A 21,275-nucleotide genomic window follows, 5' to 3' on the forward strand; every position below is an offset into this window, starting at 1 on the left:
GTGTAAAAGATGACGATTGGGAAAATAAGAATCAAATTCATTAATATCAGTGCTTTTAGTTATCCACAAGTAAAGATTGCACAATTGTGGAAAACCCTTTATCATATTTATTGATGATTGATAAATGCTGTTATATCAACGGATTTGACAGTTGGATACAAACGGCTGTTTTGGTTTTGAATTGTGGATAACTAGTCGTGGTTAGTTGGGAGAAGAATTGGTATAATTACCGAACAATTGATTAAAAGGAGTTTTAAATGAACATTAAGATAATTGGGGTTGGCAAATTAAAGGAAAAATACTTTAAGGCTGGAATTGCTGAATATGCCAAGCGCTTGGGAAGATACTGCAAGTTTGAGATCGTGGAGGTCCCAGATGAAAAAGCACCCGAATCGCTGAGCCAAGCCGAGATGGATGAGGTTATGGCCAAAGAAGGCGAACGCATCCTAAGCAAGATTAAGGATCGTGAGTACGTTTTTGCCCTGGCGATCAACGGCAAGGAACGCAGCTCGGAAGAATTTGCCCAGACGCTTAATCAGCTGGCAACTTATGGTCACAGCGACATTACGTTTGTGATTGGCGGATCTTTGGGGCTGAGTCCGGCTGTCTTAAAACGGGCCAATGAGCAGATCTCGTTTGGACGCTTTACGCTGCCTCACCAATTGATGCGGCTGGTTTTGACTGAACAGATCTACCGTGCCTTTACGATTATCAATGGTCTCCCATATCATAAATAAAGGTGCGCTGAATTATGAAATATTCTCATCGTTTAAGTGATGCCGTGCATATTCTGACCTATCTGGAAATCTATCATGGGCAAAAAATCAGCAGTCAGGATCTGGCCGCCAGCGTGGATGCCAATCCCAGTCTGATTCGCAGTCTGATTGCCAAAATGGTCAAGGCCGGCATTCTCAAGCCCAAGTCCGACGCTCCGGCACCACAGCTGAGTCGCTCGGCAGCTGAGATCACGCTGTTGGATGTGTATTACGCAGTTGAAGAAAACCATCATCTGCTGCATGTTGACGAACAGACCAATCAGCAGTGTCCAGTCGGCAAAAACATTCAGCCGGTACTAGGCAAGGCCTATGATCAGATTCAAGCAGCCGCAGAAGCCATGATGAAGCAGATTACGCTGCAGGATGTCGTTGACGAGGTGGCTGATCGAATCGAATAAAAAAAAGGCGCTCAATAATTGGGCGTCTTTTTTAGCAAGAGCGGAAACGCGTTTTCTCGGCATCTGTCTTGATCTGATTTGGTGATGGTTGAGCAGTCAGATTAATGCGGCACCTTAAGCATAAACCAGTCATGCAGCAGATAATGGTGCCCAGCCGTCAGATCATACTGAACCATGCGATAGTCATCAAACAGCCGCATCTGCTTTAGAGAAAGCGTCGTCTGCAGGCCGTCTTGATCGACGTATTCAACGGCCGTGCTGTGCGGACGGTTGCTGTGACTGTGAACGTTGGTATCCAGCGTAATGGCCGGCAGCTTTTCATGAACCTGGGTCAAGAGCGCGTAGTATGGTGAAACCTTGAGATCCATCTGCGCCATTGCCATTGGGATAAACTCGTTTGGACTGACGATTTTGGTTTTGTCAACGCGGCTGTGATTGATCTTTTGAGCAGCTGGATTGCTGTAGATAAAGTAGTCGGTTTCGTGCATCACCAAACCATGCTCAGCCATCGAAACGCCATTGTAGATACCGGGCAGATGGTCGCCATACCAGACAACGGTGGTCGGCTGGCTGCTTTGGTCTAACCGGCTGATGAATTTTTTCAGTGCCTCGTCAGTATAGTGAATGCCCTGCGTGTAGGTCTCGATCTGCTGCTGAGCCTGAGGAGTTCGATAGGCCGTTCCGCTGACCTTGTAGTTGTTGTGATGATAGAAATTGTCGTATGGCATATGGTTTTGCATGGTGGCCAATTGGATGAACTGGTTGCCATGATGATTCCTAAGATTTAACAATACCTGCTGATAGGCGGACCAGTCGTCAATGCGGGGACTGTTGTCGATCTTATGCGTATAGGAAAGCCGGCTGCCGCCATCAAGATGATAGAAACGGTTGAAACCGAATTTGCGATAGACTTTTACGCGGCTGTATAGGTTGGCGGTAAACGGATGAATTCCATCACTGTAAGAAAACAGCTGATTGATGGATACGGCGCGTTTTTGATAGGGAACCAGCTGCGAATATGGCGTTGGCATGGTTGGCGAGAAGTTGACGATTGAAAGTCCGGTCAAGGCTTGATATTCCATATTGGCCGTCCCGCCGCCATAACCAGTGCTGATCATCAAGCCGCTGGTCGTACGATGCTTGAGCTGGTCCAGATAAGGCAGTGGGTTGCCGCTGACTTTTAGATCCGGCACGCGGCGCGGATCAGCAAAACTCTCGCTTAAGATAAAGACGAGCCGCTGATTGCCAACGCTGGCGTGAGTTCGCTGCCGGTTGATGATTTTAGCCTGCTGACGATATTTTTGACCGATTTTTTCCATGCGGTCTTTTGAATATCCCTTGGGTTTGTCCATTACGCGAACGTCAACGTTATTGGCAAACTGCAGGAGCGTACCGTTAACCTTGGCACCACGCAGCTGCGCGTAAAAATAAGGCGTGTCATCGACTTTCTCAGCCCAGCGATAGGTTGGCGAATTGGTGTGATTGATAAAGGCAAAACCGCTTAGATAAAGGATGGCAGCCGCACCGATCAGATAGCGCCACTGAATCTTAAGGCGGTATTTTCGGCCATGACGAATCTCGATTGCCACGGCAAAGCTAAGCAGAACGATGACGACCACACCCGCGGCCAGCAGAATCGTTGGCTCGACCATGCCCAGCATTTCTTTAGGTGCGGTTAGCGTAGCCAGGTCAGTTGGCAGAATCGGCTCAGCCCGTGCTTGAATCTTAAGCAGCGAGGCAGTCAGCCAGCCGCCATAGATAATGATCGTTAAAGCACTGCTGAGCCACCAGCGATTGGTCAAGGCCATTAAAATTCCAGCCAGGGCCATCATGATCATTACGTTGGCCCAGACGATGGCATTATGATCCGTGATGATCCACTGCAGCATGTTGAGCTGCCAGTTCCACAGGTAGCCAAACGACCAGATCGTCATTCCCCAGATAACGGCGGCAGTCAATAGAAATGGCCAGCATTTGGCAAAAGTTTTCTTTAAAACGTCCCAGCCAGCGCCTAAATCAAGCTTAAGCTGCCAGTCAAAGCGGGTCGTCCACTGACTGAGCAAAACGGCCAGGCCCCAGCTGACGGCCCAGCCTGCTGCAATAGCAATCAACAGGTGCCAGCGCGGCTGATACTTTAAGAACGGCACGAATAGTTTGGGAATGGCCAGCAGATTAAGCATCAAACCGCCTAAAATGGCATAAAAGCTGCTTAACGATCGTGATGACAGCAGCTTGACCAGCGTGATGATGACCAGGATTGCCATTGCCAGGTAGGTATTTTGAAAGGCGTTGATGGCGACTTGATAGTGAGTGGTCAAAAGCAGACCATCATGCGGATTATAGGTCAGCTGATTGATGTTGAACCAGGCAGCCAGACACATTGCCAAAAAGACCAGCAGATCGCCAATCATCAGCCAGCCGGTCTTCAATGGCTGCAGCAGTGCCTGATCGCTGCCCAGCCAATCTCCCATGGCAAAAAGGTAGCCAAACCATAAAAAACTGCTGCCGCCTGCCAGCCCCAAGACCCCCACGGCATGGTTGAGATTGAGCAGCCAAATCGCCAGCGTCAAGATAAGCAAAGTATGCCGACGCTGTTTGATTGTGAATTGATGCAGCCGCTTTTTCAGCCAGGGAGAGAAAAGCAGCAGTGTCAAATAGGCCAGCCAGGTCACAAAGATGTTTTGGACGACGTAGCGCTCAGCAGAAGGGACGCTTTCCAAAACAGCCGGCTGTGGAAGGTGATTAGCCACGCCATACAGGATCAGGCCGGTCCCCGCTAATAGAATCACGGCGGTTTGCCGATGCGGAATCTTGATGTCAAAAGCTCCCAGCATCATTGGCAGAATCAAGACACTCAAAGCAGCCGCGTTTTTAATCAGCCACAAAAATAAAAAAGACTGGCCAGCAGTATGAGAAAGCATTTGGCGAGCGGTAGTGCTGACCGCGACTGTCGTGATCAAAAGGACCGTTAGCCAAAGAATGCTGAACCAGTTGATGTTTGATTTCTTTAACTTCAATTTAGATCTCCCTAACGTTGTCAAATATCCTCATATAATATCGAAACGGATTAGTCAGTAAAAATCAATCGACAAAGCCCCAATAAGTGTCTTACTGGAGTATTTAAAACGTTTAATGTTTCGATATAACAAATGAAATGGCGGTTAGGTATTATTGGATGATGATTAAGGAGCCTGCTAAAGGATGGCTTTGTGAAGAAAATCAGCTTCTGACTGGCTAGAGGGCTGAAATTACCTACGATGCCGCGTTTTTTTGTCAGAAGGAGGTAGTTGCATACTAGGCCGGCTTAACTTTACCTACTTTTGACGGCTTTTTTAAAAATAGTAGGTAAAAATGTATATTTATGGGATGATTGGGTTAGACCGACTTTGTGAATTACCTACTATTGGGCTATTTTTATCAAATAGTAGGTAGTGTTAGGGATCCCTAACTCGATATACATTGATTTTTACCTACTATGCATCGCTTTTTTGAAAAAAGTAGGTAATCAGTTTTTTTCGGCAGTCATTATGCAGGATTTTTTGCATAATAACAGCTAATGACGTTGAGCGGCGGCTTTTCTGACTGACATCCGACCAAACTTACACAGTCTGCTGCCTTGACTAGTTACGAATTCTCGCCTGCTTTGTTGAATCTGGGCAAAGCTGTTAACGATTGTCGTGGTCATGCGTATAGGCAGTACTTTGGGGCACGTTTATAAATGAATTTCTGCAAATGATCGCTAAAACATAAAAAGTCCTGCAAAACTTCATGAGTCTTGCAGGACTTTGCTTAATCTTTTAATAGTTCTTTGGCAGCTTTGATCTGGGCCTCGACTTGAGCAAAGCCAGTTCCGCCTGCTGAATTCCGTCGTTCAACGGCTACTTTTGGCTGCAGCACGTGATAGACGTCTTCAGTGATCAAAGGACTGATCTTTTGATATTCCGCTAAGCTGATATCGCTAAGGTTCTTACCGGTCTTCAATCCCTTTAAGACCAGCTCGCCAACGATTTCGTGAGCCTGTCTAAATGGAATGCCTTTGCTGGCCAGATAGTCCGCCAGCTCAGTAGCATTTGAAAAATCATTGTGGACGGCATGTTCCATCTTGTCTCGGTTGACTTTCAACGTTTCAACCATGCCGGCCATGATCTTGAGACTAGGGATGATGGTTTTGACGGCATCAAAAACGCCTTCCTTGTCTTCTTGCATGTCTTTATTGTATGCGAGCGGCAGGCCCTTCATGGTGGTCAAAAGTCCCATCAAGTCGCCATAAACCCGACCAGTCTTGCCCCGAATCAGTTCTGCCGTATCGGGATTTTTCTTTTGCGGCATGATCGAGCTGCCTGTGGAGTAGGCATCTGAAAGCTCAATATAGCCGAATTCATAGCTGCACCAGTAGATCAATTCCTCGCACATCCGCGACAGGTGCATCATCAAAATGCTGGCGCTGCTGAGAAATTCTAAGACAAAGTCACGATCAGATACCGCGTCCAGCGAGTTGTGATAAATATCTGAGAAACCAAGGTACTTCGCACTCAATTGACGATCGATTGGAAAAGTCGTTCCCGCCAAAGCCGCCGCGCCCAACGGAGAGACGTCGGTATGCTGCATGTTGAATTTGAATCGTTCAGCGTCACGCTGCAGCATCTGGAAATATGCCATCAGATAATGACCATATGAGATCGGCTGGGCATGCTGCATGTGAGTATAACCCGGCATGATGGTTTCAACATTGTCGCTGGCCTTGTCAACCAGGACCTGCTGCAGCTTTTTGATGGCCGCGATTACTTGAGGCAGCCGCTCTTTGACGTACAGATGCAGATCAGTGGCAACCTGGTCGTTTCGACTCCGCCCAGTGTGCAGCTTGCCGGCTACCGGACCGATTTCTGCCGTCAAGAGTGCCTCAATGTTCATATGAATGTCTTCATTTTCAATATTGAAGGACAGTTTGCCTTGCTTCAGCTTTTCATCAAGCGTCTCCAGGCCTTTGATGATGGCATCGGCGTCGGCAGCGTCAAGGATCTTGGTTGCCTTAAGCATCTTGACGTGGGCCAATGATCCTTGAATGTCTTCTTGGGCCATCTCTTGGTCAAAGGTGATTGAAGCCCCGAATTTATTTACCAAATCGGAGCCAGACTCTTCAAACCGTCCACCCCACATCCGCTTAATCGGCACTGATGGTTTCCCCCTTTACGCTAGGTTCAGATTGGTTCTTGGCAGCATTGGCCTGCACTTGAGCATAGACCTTGTCAGGCAGTTCCCAAAGCTTGATGAAGCCACCAGCAGCTTCCTGATCAAATTCATCGGCAGAGGTGTAGGTAGCCAGATTCTTGTCGTATAAGGAATTAGGAGACTTCCGACCTTCACAGACAACGTTGCCTTTAAACAGCTTGACCCGAACCGTGCCGTTGACGTCTTTTTGCGTTTCTTTAATGAATGCTTGAATGGCCTTCATTAATGGCGAGTACCACAGACCATTGTAGATCAGGTTGGCCATCTTCAGTTCAACGACCGGCTTGAAGTGAGCTGCCTCACGTTCCAGAGTCAGGTCTTCCAGATCTTTGTGCGCCTTCAAAAGAACCGTAGCTGCAGGACATTCGTAGATTTCACGCGACTTGATGCCGACCAGCCGATTTTCAACGTGATCGATCCGGCCAATTCCGTGTTTGCCGGCAATCTTGTCGAGCTTCATGATCAGTTCGGCCAGTGGCATGGCTTCACCGTTAAGGGCAACCGGCTTGCCGTGTGCGAATTGAATCTCCATGATTTCTGGCGTGTCCGGCGTTTTTTCAATTGGGTTGGTCCGGTCATAAGCGTCTTCAGGAGCGCTGGCCCATGGATCTTCAAGAATCCCACATTCATTGGCACGGCCCCACAGGTTTTCGTCAATCGAGTAGGGGCTTTCCATGGTGATTGGAACGGGAATGCCATTCTTCTTGGCATAGTCGATTTCTTCTTCCCGTGACCAGTGCCAGTCACGAATTGGGTCTTCAATCTTCATGTCGGGAGCCAGTGCATGGATGCCGGCTTCAAAACGAACCTGATCATTGCCTTTCCCAGTGCAGCCATGGGCGATGGCAGTAGCACCGTATTCCTTGGCAACGGCAACGAGCTTTTGAACAATCAGAGGTCGGGAAAGAGCAGAAACCAGGGGATATTCTTGTTCGTACATGGCATTGCTTTGCAGAGCGGGCAGGACAAAGTTTTCCGCAAAGTCTTCTTTTGCATCGATAACGACGGATGCATAGGCGCCGACTTGGCTTCCTTTGGCCTTGATGGCTTCCAGGTCCTTGCCTTCACCAACGTCAATACAGCATGCAATTACGTCGTAGCCTTTGTTCTTAAGCCAGGCAATAGCGACTGAGGTATCCAGGCCGCCAGAATAAGCTAAAACGATTTTTTCCTTTTCTTGTTTCATAAGTTCTTCCTCCGATATTTCTGTTTCTGATTGCTCTTAATTTATAATTGATTTATAAATTGTCATTAAATATACATAAAAACGAATAAAAAGTCAACAATTCTTTATATTTTTGGATTTTATTCAAAAGATAAACAGAGAAGATTAAAGGATGCATAATTGCGCCAAACGTTTGCAGTACGGTATTTCACGTCCTTGGGAGCTAAAGTGAGAAAATGGTTAAAAATTTTTATCCATTTTTTTATGCACTAAGCAGGCCGTCATCAGTCAGTTTGATCAGCCATTGATTCAGCAGTTTTTGAAAGCGATATCAAAACGGAGTATATAAAAGGAAGAGAACCTTTTTGATTTGACAAAAAAATATTTCACAAATGTGGTATTTTACACTTGTGTTATAACACAGACGTGATATAATAAAAAACGTAAAGGAAGTGAGCATGGTGCGAATCGACATCAAGCATTATTTGGACGTGAATCACTTGACGATCTATCAAGTGTCCAAACGATCCGGCTACGGCTACACGACCTTGCACAAATCGTTCAACAAGGAGCAGACCAGTGCCACACCGCTGAATCTGCGCGACTTGGATGCTTTGGCTCGGGCACAGCACCGCAAGATGTGGGAAGTGTTAAAAGAGCTGGAAGAGCATTACCTGGAGCGATAATCGCATAGTGTAGCAGTAGGAGGTCGAGTGTAACAGCATTGGGCCTTTTATTGACCACTGATTTAGCGAACTACAATTGAATATTAACAATAGGGGGAATAGCTTATGGCACAAATTCCAGTAGATCCATTCGATGACATGAATGACATTTTTAACCAGATGATGGGCGGCTTGAACGGCTTTAATACCGAAAATCGCCGCTATCTGATCAATGGACGTGAAGTGACCCCAGAAGAGTACGCTCAGTATCGAAGAACCGGCAAGCTGCCGCAAGCAGATGCCAAGCAGCCAACTGTGAAGGCACCTAAAAAAGGCGGCATGCTGGCCAAACTGGGGCGCAATCTAACTGAAGAAGCCAAGGCTGGCAAATTGGATCCAGTGATTGGCCGTAACAAAGAAATTCAAGAAACTGCGGAAATCCTCAGCCGCCGGATCAAGAACAATCCAGTCTTGGTCGGTGATGCCGGGGTTGGTAAGACGGCGGTCGTTGAAGGATTGGCACAGGCCATCGTCAACGGCGACGTACCAGCCGCAATTAAAAACAAGCAGATCATCAGCATTGATATTTCCAGTCTGGAAGCCGGGACGCAATACCGGGGCAGCTTTGAGGAAAACATGCAAAAGCTGGTCGATGAAGTCAAAAAAGCCGGCAACGTGATCCTGTTCTTTGACGAGATTCATCAGATCATTGGTGCCGGCAGCTCTGGCGATGGCAATGGCTCAAAAGGGATGTCTGACATCTTAAAGCCTGCCCTGTCCAGAGGCGAGATTACGATTATTGGGGCTACGACGCAGGATGAATACCGTAACACGATCATGAAGGATGCAGCCTTGTCGCGGCGGTTCAATCCAGTGGTTGTTAACGCGCCAAGCAAGGAAGATACATTTAAGATCCTGCAGGGAATTCGAGGTCTGTATGAAAAGCACCACAACGTAACCTTGCCTGACAACGTCTTAAAAGCCGCTATCGACTATTCGGTTCAATATATTCCACAGCGCAGTCTGCCGGACAAGGCCATTGACCTGGTTGACATGACGGCCGCGCACCTGGCAGCCAAGCACCCAGTCAAGGATGCCAAGGAGATTGAAGCTGAAATCAAGCGGATCGAAAAAGAGCAGACCACAGCTGCCGAAAAAGAAGACTATCAAAAAGCTCAAGAATGCAAAGACAAGATTGCCGAGCTGAAAAAAGAGCTGGCTGATCACTCGGCTTCTGAAAAAGTTACGGCAACGCCTAGTGATGTCGCTGACTCGGTAGAACGGCTGACTGGCATTCCGGTTTCCAAGATGGGCGCCAGCGATATTGAACGGCTTAAGGGCCTGGCTGGTCGCCTCAAGAGCAAGGTCATCGGTCAAGACGAAGCCGTTGATGCCGTTGCCCGCGCAATTCGGCGGAACCGGGCCGGCTTTGATGAAGGCAATCGTCCAATCGGCAGCTTCCTGTTCGTTGGGCCAACTGGGGTCGGTAAGACTGAACTGGCTAAGCAGCTGGCTTTAGATATGTTTGGCAATAAAGACGATATCATTCGGCTGGACATGTCTGAATACGCTGACCGGACTGCCGTCTCCAAACTGATTGGGACTACGGCCGGCTACGTTGGCTACGATGACAACAGCAACACGCTGACGGAAAAGGTTCGTCGTCATCCTTACTCAATCGTGCTGCTTGATGAAATTGAAAAGGCTGATCCACAAGTCATTACGCTGCTTTTGCAGGTGCTGGATGATGGTCGGCTGACGGATGGACAAGGCAATACGGTCGACTTTAAGAACACGATCATTATTGCCACCTCTAATGCCGGCTACTCCAGCGATGCTATGATCAAGGCAGCCGACAACAAGGAAGAAAGCCTGACCAAGCGGCTGGAGCCATACTTCCGTCCTGAATTCCTCAACCGGTTCAACGCCATTGTCGAATTCCACCATCTGACTAAAGAAGATCTCAAGCAAATCGTTGACCTGATGCTTAAAGACGTCAACAAGACCCTGGCTAAGAAGGGCATGGACGTTGTAGTCAGTGAAGAAGCCAAGAACTTCTTGATCGACCAAGGCTATGATGAGGCAATGGGGGCTCGTCCATTACGGCGGGTCGTTGAACAGCAGATTCGCGACCAGGTTACCGACTACTATCTGGATCACCTGGACGTTAAGCATCTGCGCGCCGACATGCAGGATGGCAAGCTGGTCATCAGTGAAAACAAAGACTACCAGGCACCAAAAGCTGAATAAGCAAATCAAAAAGAGCTGGCCAAAAAGCCAGCTCTTTTTTTATCGGCGTTGATTCAAGTAGATAGCTAAAATGACGATCAGCGCCAAGACGATAATCGCCAGTCGCGGATTGGCCTTGAACAGTTCATGAAACAGATGATACTGGCCGATTCCCAATGGCATTGAGTCAAACATGGTTGTTCATTCCTTTTTTAATCTTTCAGTAAATAACTGCCAGATTTAACTATATTTCGAAAAATTATAGCGCAATTAAGTTGTTGGTTCGAATCAAAAGGTGCGTTAGAATAAAAAAAGCAAGCGAAAGGAAGGTAGAACAATGCTTTTAACGACGTGGCAGATTATCAAGTTGATTATTTGGGGAATCATCATAATCAATGAAATTGCCGCGCTTTATACGGTGTTTCGTGAAAAGCGCGATATTGCCGCGACCTGGGCATGGCTGTTGGTTTTAACGCTGATCCCAGTGCTGGGCTTTATTCTATATGCGTTTTTGGGACGCAAACTGCCGCAGGACAAGATGGAGCGGATCCAATCGCAAACGGAACTAGAGCTGAGCGCGGCTATTGAAGAACAGAAAAAGCAGTTTTTGGACATGCCGCGGCCTAAAAAACAAACCATGCGCATGTATCGACGAACGATCATGCTGTTCCAAAGCATCGACAACGCGTTTTTGACTCGGCATAATCAGGTTGATATCTATACGGATGGGCAAAAACTGTTTCAAAAGATGTTTGATGATCTGGCCAATGCCCAAAAAAGCATCCATATTGAGTTTTACACGATCTATAACGACCAGATCGGCAATCAGCTGCGTACGCTGTTGGAACAGAAGGCAGCAGAAGGCGTTGAGGTCCGGGTTTTATATGACTCGTGGGGATCGATGGGCGTTAAGCGCAGTTTTTATGATGCTTTAAGACAAAATGGCGGTTTGGCTGAACCTTTCTTGATGACGCACAGCAACTTGTTTGATTTTCGGCTGAACTATCGCGATCACCGAAAAATCGTCACCATTGACGGCAAAATCGGCTATGTGGGCGGCTTTAACGTAGGTGATCAGTACTTGGGAAGACTGCCTAAGTTTGGCTATTGGCGCGATACGCATCTGCGTGTGATCGGCGGGGGCGTCTACTCATTGCAGCAGCGATTTATTCGTGACTGGAATGCCTCCCAGCGCCACGTCCAGGACAAGATCATCCACTATCGGCCATATTTTCCGCCGATTACGGTTAAGCAGGGCAACACCGCTTTGCAGATCGTTTCCAATGGTCCTGAATCGCCGTTGGAAAAAATCAAGCTTGGCTATCTGCGGCTGATCAACGCGGCCCAGGATCATATCTGGATTCAAACGCCTTATCTGATTCCTGACGACAGTGTCTTGGATGCTTTGCGGATTGCCATTCATTCTGGCGTTGATGTTCGCATCATGATTCCATGCAAGCCGGACCATCCCTTTGTTTACCGGGCCACGCAGTACTATGCTCATCAATTGGCTAACGAAGGAGCAACGATCTATTTTTATCAAAATGGCTTTCTGCATGCCAAAACCATGGTCGTAGATGGCAAGATGGCCTCAGTTGGATCGGCCAACCTCGATTTTCGCAGCTTCAAGCTTAACTTTGAAATCAATGCCTTTATGTATGACCATCGCATCACGGATCAACTGGAACAGATCTTTGTCAATGATATTCGCAACTGTAAGGTGATGACGCCGGAAATGTTTGCGGCTCAACCAGTGTGGCTGCGCTTTAAGCAGACGTTCTCTCGCCTGTTTTCGCCGATTCTGTAATGCTGGATGGGCAGTACAATAAAAAACACGATGACCAGGGATTGGCCATCGTGTTTTTTATTTCAACGGGTTAGGACGTCAGCTGGACTGACACATCAAAAAAGTTATCATTGAGGCGATTAAAAACCACCAAGTATGGAGTAGAGAGATTTGAATTTGAGATAAAAGATGACTTTATTGGGATGGAAGTCCTAACCTTGACTTAGTTATTGCTCACTAAGTAACAATTACATTAAACCACTTTTATCTGACAAAGACAACCAAGAAATCAAAATTTGTTTTTTTTATTTTAAAACGGCTTGAAATGCTGATGTTAAAAGGATCTTTAGCTCGTGATACTATTGATCATAAAATCACAAACTTTACTGATTATAATTAAAAACAGAATTGACAGTCGCGGTCTTTAACGGCGGGGGTGCATGATAAAATTAAGTCAATCAATCAAAACGGAGGAGCGATTTAATGAGCAGCTTAAAGTTTATTTTAGGGACAGCCGCGTATGATCATCAGGCTGGTCTGCTGGCTGAGCTGAAACAGCAGCTGGCCGCTGATCCTAAAGGCGAGTTCTTCTACCTGGTTCCCAACCATATTAAGTTTGCAACCGAAATCGAAGTGCTGAATCGGCTGAAAAATACCGCTGAGCAGGATCCGGATCAGCCATATGCTCAGATGAAGGTACAGGTACTGTCGTTCAGTCGGCTGGCGTGGTACCTGCTGCGCGACACACCGGCTTTTCAGGCGCCACGGCTTTCGCCAACCGGGCTGACGATGCTGACGGCTCAAATCGTCAACCAGCATCAAAATGAAATGCAGATGTTTGCCGGCGAAATCAAGCGGCCAGGTTTTATCAAGGAACTGACGCAGCAGCTGACTGAACTGCAGACGGCTCGGATCGCACCGACTGACTATGCGGCTATCATGGAACGTGCACAGACCTGGGCCAAAGACAATCATCAGATCTTAGATGACGTCTGGCAGGCTAAGCTTAAAGTCATATTTCTGGTTTACGGCGAATTCGTGAAGGCACTGGGCGACTATCAAGATATCAGTCAGATTGACGCGCTTTTGGTGAAGTATCTGCAGCAAAAGGATCTGTCGCATGCCTATTTTTATCTGGATCGGTTTTCGCAGTTTACGGCTCGTGAGCTGCAGATCGTACAAGCGCTGATCAAAAATGCTCAGGCGACCACGATTGCACTGGTTTTAGATCGTCCATACCAAAATCAGCTGCCAGATGAGCATAATCTGTTTTATGAATCGGGACGTCAGTACTACCGCTTGTCAAAATTCGCCAAGCAAACGCCGGGCGTCAAGCAGCTGGCAGACGTGATGGCCGACCAGCCGCGCGTTACTGCAGATCTGCAGGTGCTGGATCGGGTCTTGGCGGCTCAGGCTCAGATGCTGAATGAGCTGCCGAGCGCGCCGCTTCAAGATTCCCAAAGCATTCAGTTCTTTACGGCCCCTAATCGCGTGGCAGAGCTGAATCTGATTGCAGCCAAGATTCGTCAGCTGGTCAGCACGGGTAAATACCGCTACCGGGACTTTTTGATTTTGACGCGCCATCTGGACGGCTATGCCACGATGCTTGAGTCGGTTTTTAAAGCGCATGAGGTGCCGATTTTTAATGACCTTGAGCGCCTGATGAACAATCATCCCCTGGTAAATCTGATTGAGGCGCTGTTTAAGGTTTATCAGCGTCATTTTGCAACCAGTGACGTGATGCACCTTTTGAAGACTGGATTGCTGATTCCGCAAAAAATGCATGATGATCTGGGCCGGCCTGTTACGCGAAAATATTTTCAAAAGGCCGTCTACCAAACGGAAAACTGGTGTCTCCAGTATGGCCGCACGGGTGATGATTGGCTGAGCAGTCAGCAGTGGCATTTTGATCCCAACGTCGATGCCGAAGAGCTGCGGCACCATCCGGATATGCAGAAACGCGATCAGTATGCCTCGGCACCATTAAACGTCGTCAAGGATTACGTCAGCGGACTGCAAAAATTTTTCAGCCAGCTTGATCAGGCAGAAAACGGCGCGGCGGCAGCCAAGGCACTGTACGGCTTTTTGGTCAATGCCGGCGTTGTCAAGCGGCTGGAGGAATGGTCGCTTGCCGACAGCCGGTCTGATCTGGCAAGAGCGCAGGAACCTCAGCAGGTCTGGCAGGTCTTTTGCAATCTGTTGGACGAGTACGTGCAGATTTTAGGTCAGCAGCAGCCATTTTTAATCGATGAGTTTGCTGATTTATTGATGGCCGGTTTTGAGGCCGCGCAATACTCGCAGATTCCATCAACCTTGGATCAGGTCGTGATTTCAGAAACCGGGATCGTGCAAACCACCACGCGCAAAGTCGTCTTTATGATGGGCGCAACCAGCGACGTCATGCCGGAAGCCAAGTCAGCCACGGGTCTGCTTAGTGATCCGGACCGCGAGCTGCTGAATGCCTGTCTGGATGACGAACAGTTTCTGCCAGCCAGCGGGGTTGAAAAAATGAGCAACGAGCCGTTTTTAAACTACCTGGGCTTTATGAGCGGCCGCCAGCGTTTGATCATTTCGGCACCGCAGATCGGCAATGATGAAAAACCGCTTGGCATGTCGCCTTATATGATTGATCTGGCGATGGCGTTTGATTGCTGGGATGCCGATAAGAAACGTCTCAAAGATGATCTGCCGTTTATGGCCCAGCCCCAGGATACCGCGACAGCTGCCTGGCCGTTTGTCAGCGCGCCATTTGCCGTATTGGGCACGCTGATGCAGGTTAAGCGGCAGGCATTGGATGATCATCAGCCATTGGGCGCGGCCTGGAACTTTTTAAGCGAGCTGATGGCGCAAAAGGTCAAGCGCTACGACTGGACGGCGCAAAGTCTTGACTATACCAACGAAACGATGCCGCTGCCGGCTGATCTGGCAGAACGACTGTATGGTCAATGGGATCCAGAAGCACTGGATGCACGAACACAGGCACTGCAGAACGGTGAACGGCCAGGCGAAATAGCACCCGCGCTGCAGCATGACACGCTGTATGCCTCAATTTCTCAATTGCAGGACTATTATCGCAACCCATATGAATACTTTCTTAAATATGGTCTGCGCATTCAAAAACGAGAAGAGCTGGAAATCTCGGCTGATAAATCTGGGACGTTTTTCCATGACAGTCTGGATCGCTTCATGCGGCTGCTTAGTGAGCAGGGCTTAACACTCAGCCAATTGACCGATGATCAGCTGCAGCGTCTCACCCATCAGGCAATGGCTTGGGCCTTTGATCAGCAGCCGCAGTTGATTCAATTAACACAGAACTATCAGCGATTGGCCTTTCGCAAGCGACAGCTGGAACGTCTGGTCGAAACGATGACGAAGGTTTTGCGTGATCAATCCAAGCTGACGCGCGCCAAAAACGTGGTAACGGAACAGAAATTCGGCGTGATGGACTTGAGCGATCAAGGGCAGCAGAGCTTTGCGCCTTTGATCTATCCGCTTGATCATGGTCACAAGGTCTATCTGCGTGGCCGGATCGACCGGATTGATTCCGTTGAGCTGAATCAGGAGCCTTATTTGATGGTGGTTGACTATAAATCCGGCAATCAGCAGTTTAATCTGGTCGAGGCCTATGATGGCTTGGCACTGCAGATGCTGTCATATCTAAACAGCCTCAGCCACCAGCTCAAGCTGAATCAGCAGTCGGCCAAGATCGCCGGGGCTTTGTACCTGCACCTGCAGAATCCCGTCTTTAAATGGGAGGATCTCAGCGGCAGTCTGGCATCTGAAGAATTAAAGAGTCATCGCTATCGAGGGGTCCTGCTGAACGATCGGCAATTGCTGAATGATCTGGATCAGGGCTTTGACAATTTCAAACCGCAGATTCTGAGCCTGCGCGCCTTTAAGAACGGCAACATCAAGGCCAACAGCGGCATGGCACTGGTTGATGAATCACAGCTGGCCGCTCTTTTACAGCGTAATCAGGAACGCATCGTCAACGCGGCGACGCAGATTTTTGCGGGGGACACGTCTTTGCGCCCATATCGGCTTGATAAGCGCGACGGCCTGCAATACAGCGACTATCAAGACATCTACCGCTTTGACCCAATGCTGGATCAAAAGAACTATCGCGACATTCTGCTAACCGAGCGCGACGTACAGGAAAAGCTGAAACAAGAATCACAGGGGGAAAAACATGAGTGATACCAGGTTTACGCCACAGCAGCAGCGCGCCATTGATGCCAGAACCCATGATATTTTGGTGTCGGCATCGGCTGGCGCGGGGAAGACGACGGTGTTGGTTGACCGCGTTATCAAAATGCTGAAAGAAGATCCCAATCTCAACATCGATCAGCTGCTGATGGTTACTTTTACCAACGAAGCCGCCGACAACATGCGCGAGCGGATTCGGCGGCGTTTGGAAAAAGAGGCCAACAACCGTCATCTGCGTGATCAGATCAACCGGCTGGCGATTGCCCACATCAGTACGATTCATGCCTTTTGCCAACAGCTGATCAAGCGCTACTACTACTTGATTGATCTGGACCCACAGTTTCGCCTGCTGACTGATGAAACCGAGACGACGCTTCTGCAAGATCAGGTCTGGGATGATCTTAGAGAAGAACTGTATGCCAGAGACGCACTGATTGAGGATCCCAGTCAGCGACCATTTGAGCGGCTGGTGATGAACTTTGTCAATGACCGCAGCGATGACGCACTGAGCGATATCGTGATGGAACTGGATCGAGTTGCCAACGCGCAGGCCGACCCGCATGCCTGGCTTTGGCAACTGCCTAAATTATATGAGTTGAACGATGAAGAGCTGACCAAGTCGAACTTTTACCAAAAACAGCTGCTGCCGGTACTGCAGCGTGAACTAAAGCAGATTCATGCCGATTTTGTCACGCTGACTCATCAGGCTCAGGCAGCTGACTTGACGACGACTTCGCAGATGCTGGCTGACGATGCCGAGCGGGTAGAGCAGCTGCTGAAACTGGCCGAAACCGGTACTTGGGAAGCAATCAGCGCTCAACTGACCAAAAAAATGTTTCCAACGATCAAAGGCCGGCCCAAAAAAGATGAAACGGCTGCATTGGCGGCATACGATGCAATCAAGGATTCACGCAACGAGCTGCGCGAACAGATTCAAAGCCTGCATGATCACTACTTTATGGATGCCAAGCTGCTGGTCAAGCTGTCGGCAGGGGCCAAGCAAGTCGTTGATGAGTTGGTTCAGGTAGCCTGGCAGTACCGCAAAAACTATCAGCAGATCAAGCTGCAGCGGCACCTGCTTGATTTTTCCGATTTAGAGCACTATGCCTACCAGATTCTGACGGTTGACACGAATGCCGGCAAGCAGACCTTAAAGAATCTGCAGCGGCACTATCGGGAAATTATGATTGACGAGTATCAAGACACCAATCCGCTGCAGGAAAAGATCCTCCAGCAGCTTCATGATCCAAGCGTCAACCGGCTGTTTATGGTTGGCGACGTCAAGCAGTCGATCTATCGGTTCCGGCAGGCTGACCCGACGATGTTTCTGCATAAATATGAAACGTTTGTCAGCGAGGATCAGCTGCAGCCAGATTCGCCAGGCGAGCTGATCAATCTGGCTGAAAACTTCCGCTCCATGCCTAACGTAACCGATTTTACCAACCTGCTGTTCAGTCAGCTGATGGATCATCAAGTTGGCGAGATGGACTATGATGAGGCCGCTCATTTGAAATTTGCCGCAAAATGGTATCCTAAAGAGCAGGTCAAGCCAGTTGAGGTGATGCTCTATGATGCCAATGCTGAGGACAATGACGCCAATGCCAGTCATGAGGCTGATCGTCAGTCAGGCGAGCTGCGGATGGTCGGCATGCGGATTCGCCAAATGCTGGACAATCATGAACAGATTTTTGATCCTGACGCTCCTGATGGTCATCGTGACATCAAGCCAGGCGATATCGTGCTCTTGGAACGGGCCAAGTCAATCAACAACACGCTGGTCAACGAGTTTGCATCATTAAATATTCCATTGACCGTTCATGGCGTGGAAAACTACTTTAAGTCGACCGAGGTGCGGACGATCGTTTCATTGTTGAAGATTATCGACAATCCATACCAAGACATTCCGCTGGTTGCCGTTCTGCGCTCGCCAATCGTTGGGCTGACGGAACCGGAAATGGCCTATCTGCGCATCAATGACCGGCATGATCAGTATTTCCAGGCATTGGAGCGTTTTGTGACAACCTACCATGACTTAAAGCTGCCTGATGATCATCCGTATGGCATTGACCTAGCGGCGCTGCATCAAAAGACGGCCCGCTTTTTGGACCAGCTGCATGAGTTTCATAACATTGCCCAGCGCCGTTCATTGGTTGAATTGATTTGGACGATCTATCAAGAAACGGGCTATCTGGACTATGTGGCCGGCATGCCCGGGGGACAGCAGCGGCAGGCCAATCTGCATGCCTTGTATGAACGAGCGCACGGCTATGAGGAAAGCAGCTTTAAAGGACTTTATCAATTCATTCGATTTGTCGAACGCATGCAAAAACGCAATCAGGATCTTGGCGAGGCTCCCGCACAGCTTGCCAGTGATACCGTAAACGTCATGACGATCCATGGTGCCAAGGGGCTGGAATTTCCCGTGGTCTTTTTGATCGACACGGCGCATGGCTTTAAGGATGAAAACGGCAAGGCGATTATTGATGCCAACGCGGGTTTGGGAATCAAGTATCTTGGCCAGGCCGCGGATCAGGCGCCTGACGCACTGCCGCAGATTCTCTATGACCTGCCGCAGCGCAACCTGATTATTGAAGCCCAAAGAGCCAGCAGCCGGGCAGAGGATCTGCGGGTCTTGTACGTTGCCTTGACGCGGGCTCAGCAGCGTTTGATCATTACAGGTTCAGTCAATGAAAACAAAGAAGGTACCGGCCGCTCAGGGTTGAAGCAGGCTGCCAAGACTTGGCAAAAGGCCCTGCAGAGCAGTACTGCCGTTATTGGTTCTCAAGCTCGGCTTAATGCCCATTCGCTTTTGGATTGGATCGGCATGGGAATGGTGCGGGCAGCTGATTTTGACCTGGCTGATCTGGGGATGGAGGCAAACGATGATGAAGCCGCCTGGCAGACCAGCGCAGGCGATTTCTTTGCCCAGCGCTATAACCAGACGCAGGTTCAAAAACAGCTTGATGATCTGGCGGCGCAGCGTGGTAAACAGGCTAAGGAGACGACCGCGCCGGCAACCCAGCTGACGCCTAACCAGCAGCAGGCCTTTAAGCAGGTCGTGGAAATGGAATATCCGCATCCTGAAGCAGTGTTGACGACGGCCTACCAAGCAGTCAGCGACATCAAGCAGCTGTTTGCCGTCCAGGACCCTGATGATCGTGAAATGGGCCGGCTGACGTTTGATCAGCAGCAGGTCAAGACAAGCGGCTGGTACCGCAGCGATGATTTTGCCCAGCCTAAGTTTATGACGACTCAAAAACATCAGCCCTCGGCCACTGAGATCGGAACGGCAACGCACCTGGTCTTTCAAAAACTGGATCTGAGCAGTGGTAAGGTCGATGCCAAACTGGTCAGCCAAACGATCGCTCAACTAAGAATGGATCAGTTGCTAGGCAGCGATGAACTGGCCGATGCCATTGACGTTGATGGCATCGTGGCCTTTTATCAAACCGAACTGGGTCGGCAGATTTTGACGCATGCGGTCAGTCTGCGGCGTGAGGCTCCTTTTTCAATGCTGATCAATGCCGCCCAGCTCTTTAAGAATCTGGCAGATGAAAAAGAGGATGCTCCCGTATTGATTCACGGGATTATCGACGGTTATTTTGTCGGTGATGATGGTTTGGAACTGTTTGACTATAAGACCGACCATGTTGATCAATCAACGGCAGCGCTTAAGGAACGTTCTGAACAGCGCATCGTTGATCGTTATAGCGGGCAGCTGAACCTGTACGCCGGCGCGCTGCAGAATGTCGAAGGGCAAAAGGTTGCGCATCGGTGGCTGTATTTGGTGGCTACGCGAGAATTAAAAGAGATCTAAAAAATGGGACTCGGTTGCTGCCGAGTCCCATTTTGACTATTTTTCAATAATGCTTTCCTGCAGCAGACCGTCAAAAAAGTGCTGCAGTGAGATCTGGCCGCCATTGTTTTGAACGCCTTTAAGCTTGAGTACTTCATTATGCACGTTTTTGTAGCCGAAAAGGTTGTTGGCATATTCCATTAAGATCTCATTTTCCGGATAGTCCAAGAACATGTTGCCAAGATTATTGAGACCGACCTTTAAAGCCCGCCGAATTCTTTGAAAGACGATTTTTTTGGTGTGCGCGTCAAAATGCAGCACGCTGGCAAAATCAATGTCGTTGAAGCCCAGCTTTTGATCCACCATTAATGAAATAATACGAATGATGTCTTGGCAGCCGGTTTCTGCCGTGATGCCCAAAAAGCGCAGAATTGATTTGATGCGGTCAACCTGCTGCCGCTGTTGAGACTGCGGCAGATGATAGGGGGCGCTGCTGCCAACCAGCTCAAAGATGCGGTTGAGCTTATCGGTCATCAGCGTATAACCGGCAATGAGTCGAATAATATGCTTGGTTTCGGCCAGGTTGATTGGCTTTTCTAAGAAGAAGTCAATGCCAGCCTGGTAGGCAGCGGTCCGCGTCTTGGCATCGCTTACTGAAGACATCATGATAAAATGCGGTTGACTGTTGGCGGCTTTAAGCTTCTCAATCAGCTGAATTCCTGACATTACTGGCATGCCATAGTCGACCAGCATGATGTCGACGCGCAGTCTTAAAAGATCATCATAGGCCTGCTGAGGATTATCAGCGACCCCAACGATTGAATTATTAAAGTCGTTTTCAATCAAATCGCTAAGCAGATCAATGGTATCCGGATCATCGTCAGCAATGTAAAAATTCATAAAAATACCTCCTAAAGCATAAACGTTCTCAAATTGAAGTTTTTGGAAACTTTTTGATGCTTCTTGAATTTTAACATTTTTATTTAACCAGCAACATCCCTTTTTGAGCGGTGATGTTTTATGCA

Annotated in this window: 12 protein-coding genes; 7 read left to right on the top strand and 5 right to left on the bottom strand. The window is 48.6% G+C overall.

The window, feature by feature from the left end; all coding sequences use genetic code 11:
- Nucleotides 1-257 precede the first annotated feature (257 nt).
- Both rlmH and ABC765_RS00120 read left to right on the top strand, forming a co-directional pair.
- Nucleotides 258-737 carry a 23S rRNA (pseudouridine(1915)-N(3))-methyltransferase RlmH gene (gene rlmH / locus ABC765_RS00115; protein WP_056968141.1) on the top strand — a complete coding sequence of 160 codons (480 nt, stop codon included), beginning with the start codon at nt 258-260 and terminating at the stop codon, nt 735-737.
- A gap of 14 nt (nt 738-751) precedes the next feature.
- Nucleotides 752-1,174 carry an Rrf2 family transcriptional regulator gene (locus tag ABC765_RS00120; RefSeq protein ID WP_347980453.1) on the top strand — a complete coding sequence of 141 codons (423 nt, stop codon included), beginning with the start codon at nt 752-754 and terminating at the stop codon, nt 1,172-1,174.
- A 101-nt stretch (nt 1,175-1,275) separates the two neighbouring features.
- Here the strand turns inward: ABC765_RS00120 and ABC765_RS00125 are convergent, their stop codons facing one another.
- The 3 genes from ABC765_RS00125 to ABC765_RS00135 form a co-directional block, all read right to left on the bottom strand.
- On the bottom strand, nt 1,276-4,191 hold the full coding sequence (locus ABC765_RS00125) for an LTA synthase family protein (RefSeq protein WP_347980454.1): 2,916 nt from the start codon (nt 4,189-4,191) through the stop codon (nt 1,276-1,278).
- Nucleotides 4,192-4,963: 772 nt separating this feature from the next.
- On the bottom strand, nt 4,964-6,346 hold the full coding sequence (gene argH, locus ABC765_RS00130) for an argininosuccinate lyase (RefSeq protein WP_347980455.1): 1,383 nt from the start codon (nt 6,344-6,346) through the stop codon (nt 4,964-4,966).
- Entirely contained in the window at nt 6,336-7,589 is a 1,254-nt protein-coding gene (locus ABC765_RS00135; protein ID WP_006500899.1) for an argininosuccinate synthase, read from the bottom strand. The genes argH and ABC765_RS00135 overlap by 11 nt, the downstream gene beginning before the upstream one ends.
- A gap of 440 nt (nt 7,590-8,029) precedes the next feature.
- On the opposite strand from ABC765_RS00135, the gene ABC765_RS00140 reads away from it, so the two are divergent.
- Both ABC765_RS00140 and ABC765_RS00145 read left to right on the top strand, forming a co-directional pair.
- Nucleotides 8,030-8,254, top strand: a complete 225-nt coding sequence (locus ABC765_RS00140; RefSeq protein ID WP_033934622.1) for a hypothetical protein — start codon at nt 8,030-8,032, stop codon at nt 8,252-8,254.
- 105 nt (nt 8,255-8,359) lie between these two features.
- On the top strand, nt 8,360-10,483 hold the full coding sequence (locus tag ABC765_RS00145; RefSeq protein WP_347980456.1) for an ATP-dependent Clp protease ATP-binding subunit: 2,124 nt from the start codon (nt 8,360-8,362) through the stop codon (nt 10,481-10,483).
- Nucleotides 10,484-10,522: 39 nt separating this feature from the next.
- On the opposite strand, the gene ABC765_RS00150 is transcribed toward ABC765_RS00145, so the two are convergent.
- Nucleotides 10,523-10,657, bottom strand: coding sequence for a hypothetical protein (locus ABC765_RS00150; protein WP_278768225.1), 135 nt, complete (start codon nt 10,655-10,657; stop codon nt 10,523-10,525).
- A gap of 142 nt (nt 10,658-10,799) precedes the next feature.
- Here ABC765_RS00150 and cls point away from each other — a divergent pair, with 142 nt between their 5' ends.
- From cls to addA, 3 genes are all read left to right on the top strand, one after another.
- A complete protein-coding gene (cls, locus tag ABC765_RS00155; protein ID WP_347952533.1) occupies nt 10,800-12,269 on the top strand; it encodes a cardiolipin synthase in 1,470 nt (489 codons plus the stop codon).
- A gap of 462 nt (nt 12,270-12,731) precedes the next feature.
- On the top strand, nt 12,732-16,445 hold the full coding sequence (locus ABC765_RS00160; RefSeq protein ID WP_347980457.1) for a PD-(D/E)XK nuclease family protein: 3,714 nt from the start codon (nt 12,732-12,734) through the stop codon (nt 16,443-16,445).
- The gene (addA, locus tag ABC765_RS00165; protein ID WP_347980458.1) at nt 16,438-20,271 is read left to right on the top strand and encodes a helicase-exonuclease AddAB subunit AddA; all 3,834 of its coding nucleotides are present in this window, start codon (nt 16,438-16,440) and stop codon (nt 20,269-20,271) included. The genes ABC765_RS00160 and addA overlap by 8 nt, the downstream gene beginning before the upstream one ends.
- Before the next feature lie 36 nt (nt 20,272-20,307).
- Here addA and ABC765_RS00170 read toward each other — a convergent pair whose 3' ends face one another.
- Nucleotides 20,308-21,150 (bottom strand): DNA-binding domain-containing protein, encoded by an 843-nt coding sequence (locus ABC765_RS00170; protein WP_347963170.1) that lies wholly within the window; start codon nt 21,148-21,150, stop codon nt 20,308-20,310.
- Nucleotides 21,151-21,275: the final 125 nt, after the last annotated feature.

This window comes from Limosilactobacillus sp. WILCCON 0051 (genome assembly GCF_039955095.1).
GTDB lineage: Bacteria > Bacillota > Bacilli > Lactobacillales > Lactobacillaceae > Limosilactobacillus > Limosilactobacillus allomucosae.

Excerpts from the sequence above, each read along its gene's own strand:
- addA (WP_347980458.1), top strand. The coding sequence starts at position 16,438 with ATGAGTGATACCAGGTTTACGCCACAGCAGCAGCGCGCCATTGATGCC.
- cls (WP_347952533.1), top strand. The coding sequence starts at position 10,800 with ATGCTTTTAACGACGTGGCAGATTATCAAGTTGATTATTTGGGGAATC.
- ABC765_RS00145 (WP_347980456.1), top strand. The coding sequence starts at position 8,360 with ATGGCACAAATTCCAGTAGATCCATTCGATGACATGAATGACATTTTT.
- ABC765_RS00170 (WP_347963170.1), bottom strand. The coding sequence starts at position 21,150 with ATGAATTTTTACATTGCTGACGATGATCCGGATACCATTGATCTGCTT.
- rlmH (WP_056968141.1), top strand. The coding sequence starts at position 258 with ATGAACATTAAGATAATTGGGGTTGGCAAATTAAAGGAAAAATACTTT.
- ABC765_RS00160 (WP_347980457.1), top strand. The coding sequence starts at position 12,732 with ATGAGCAGCTTAAAGTTTATTTTAGGGACAGCCGCGTATGATCATCAG.
- ABC765_RS00135 (WP_006500899.1), bottom strand. The coding sequence starts at position 7,589 with ATGAAACAAGAAAAGGAAAAAATCGTTTTAGCTTATTCTGGCGGCCTG.
- ABC765_RS00150 (WP_278768225.1), bottom strand. The coding sequence starts at position 10,657 with ATGTTTGACTCAATGCCATTGGGAATCGGCCAGTATCATCTGTTTCAT.
- ABC765_RS00120 (WP_347980453.1), top strand. The coding sequence starts at position 752 with ATGAAATATTCTCATCGTTTAAGTGATGCCGTGCATATTCTGACCTAT.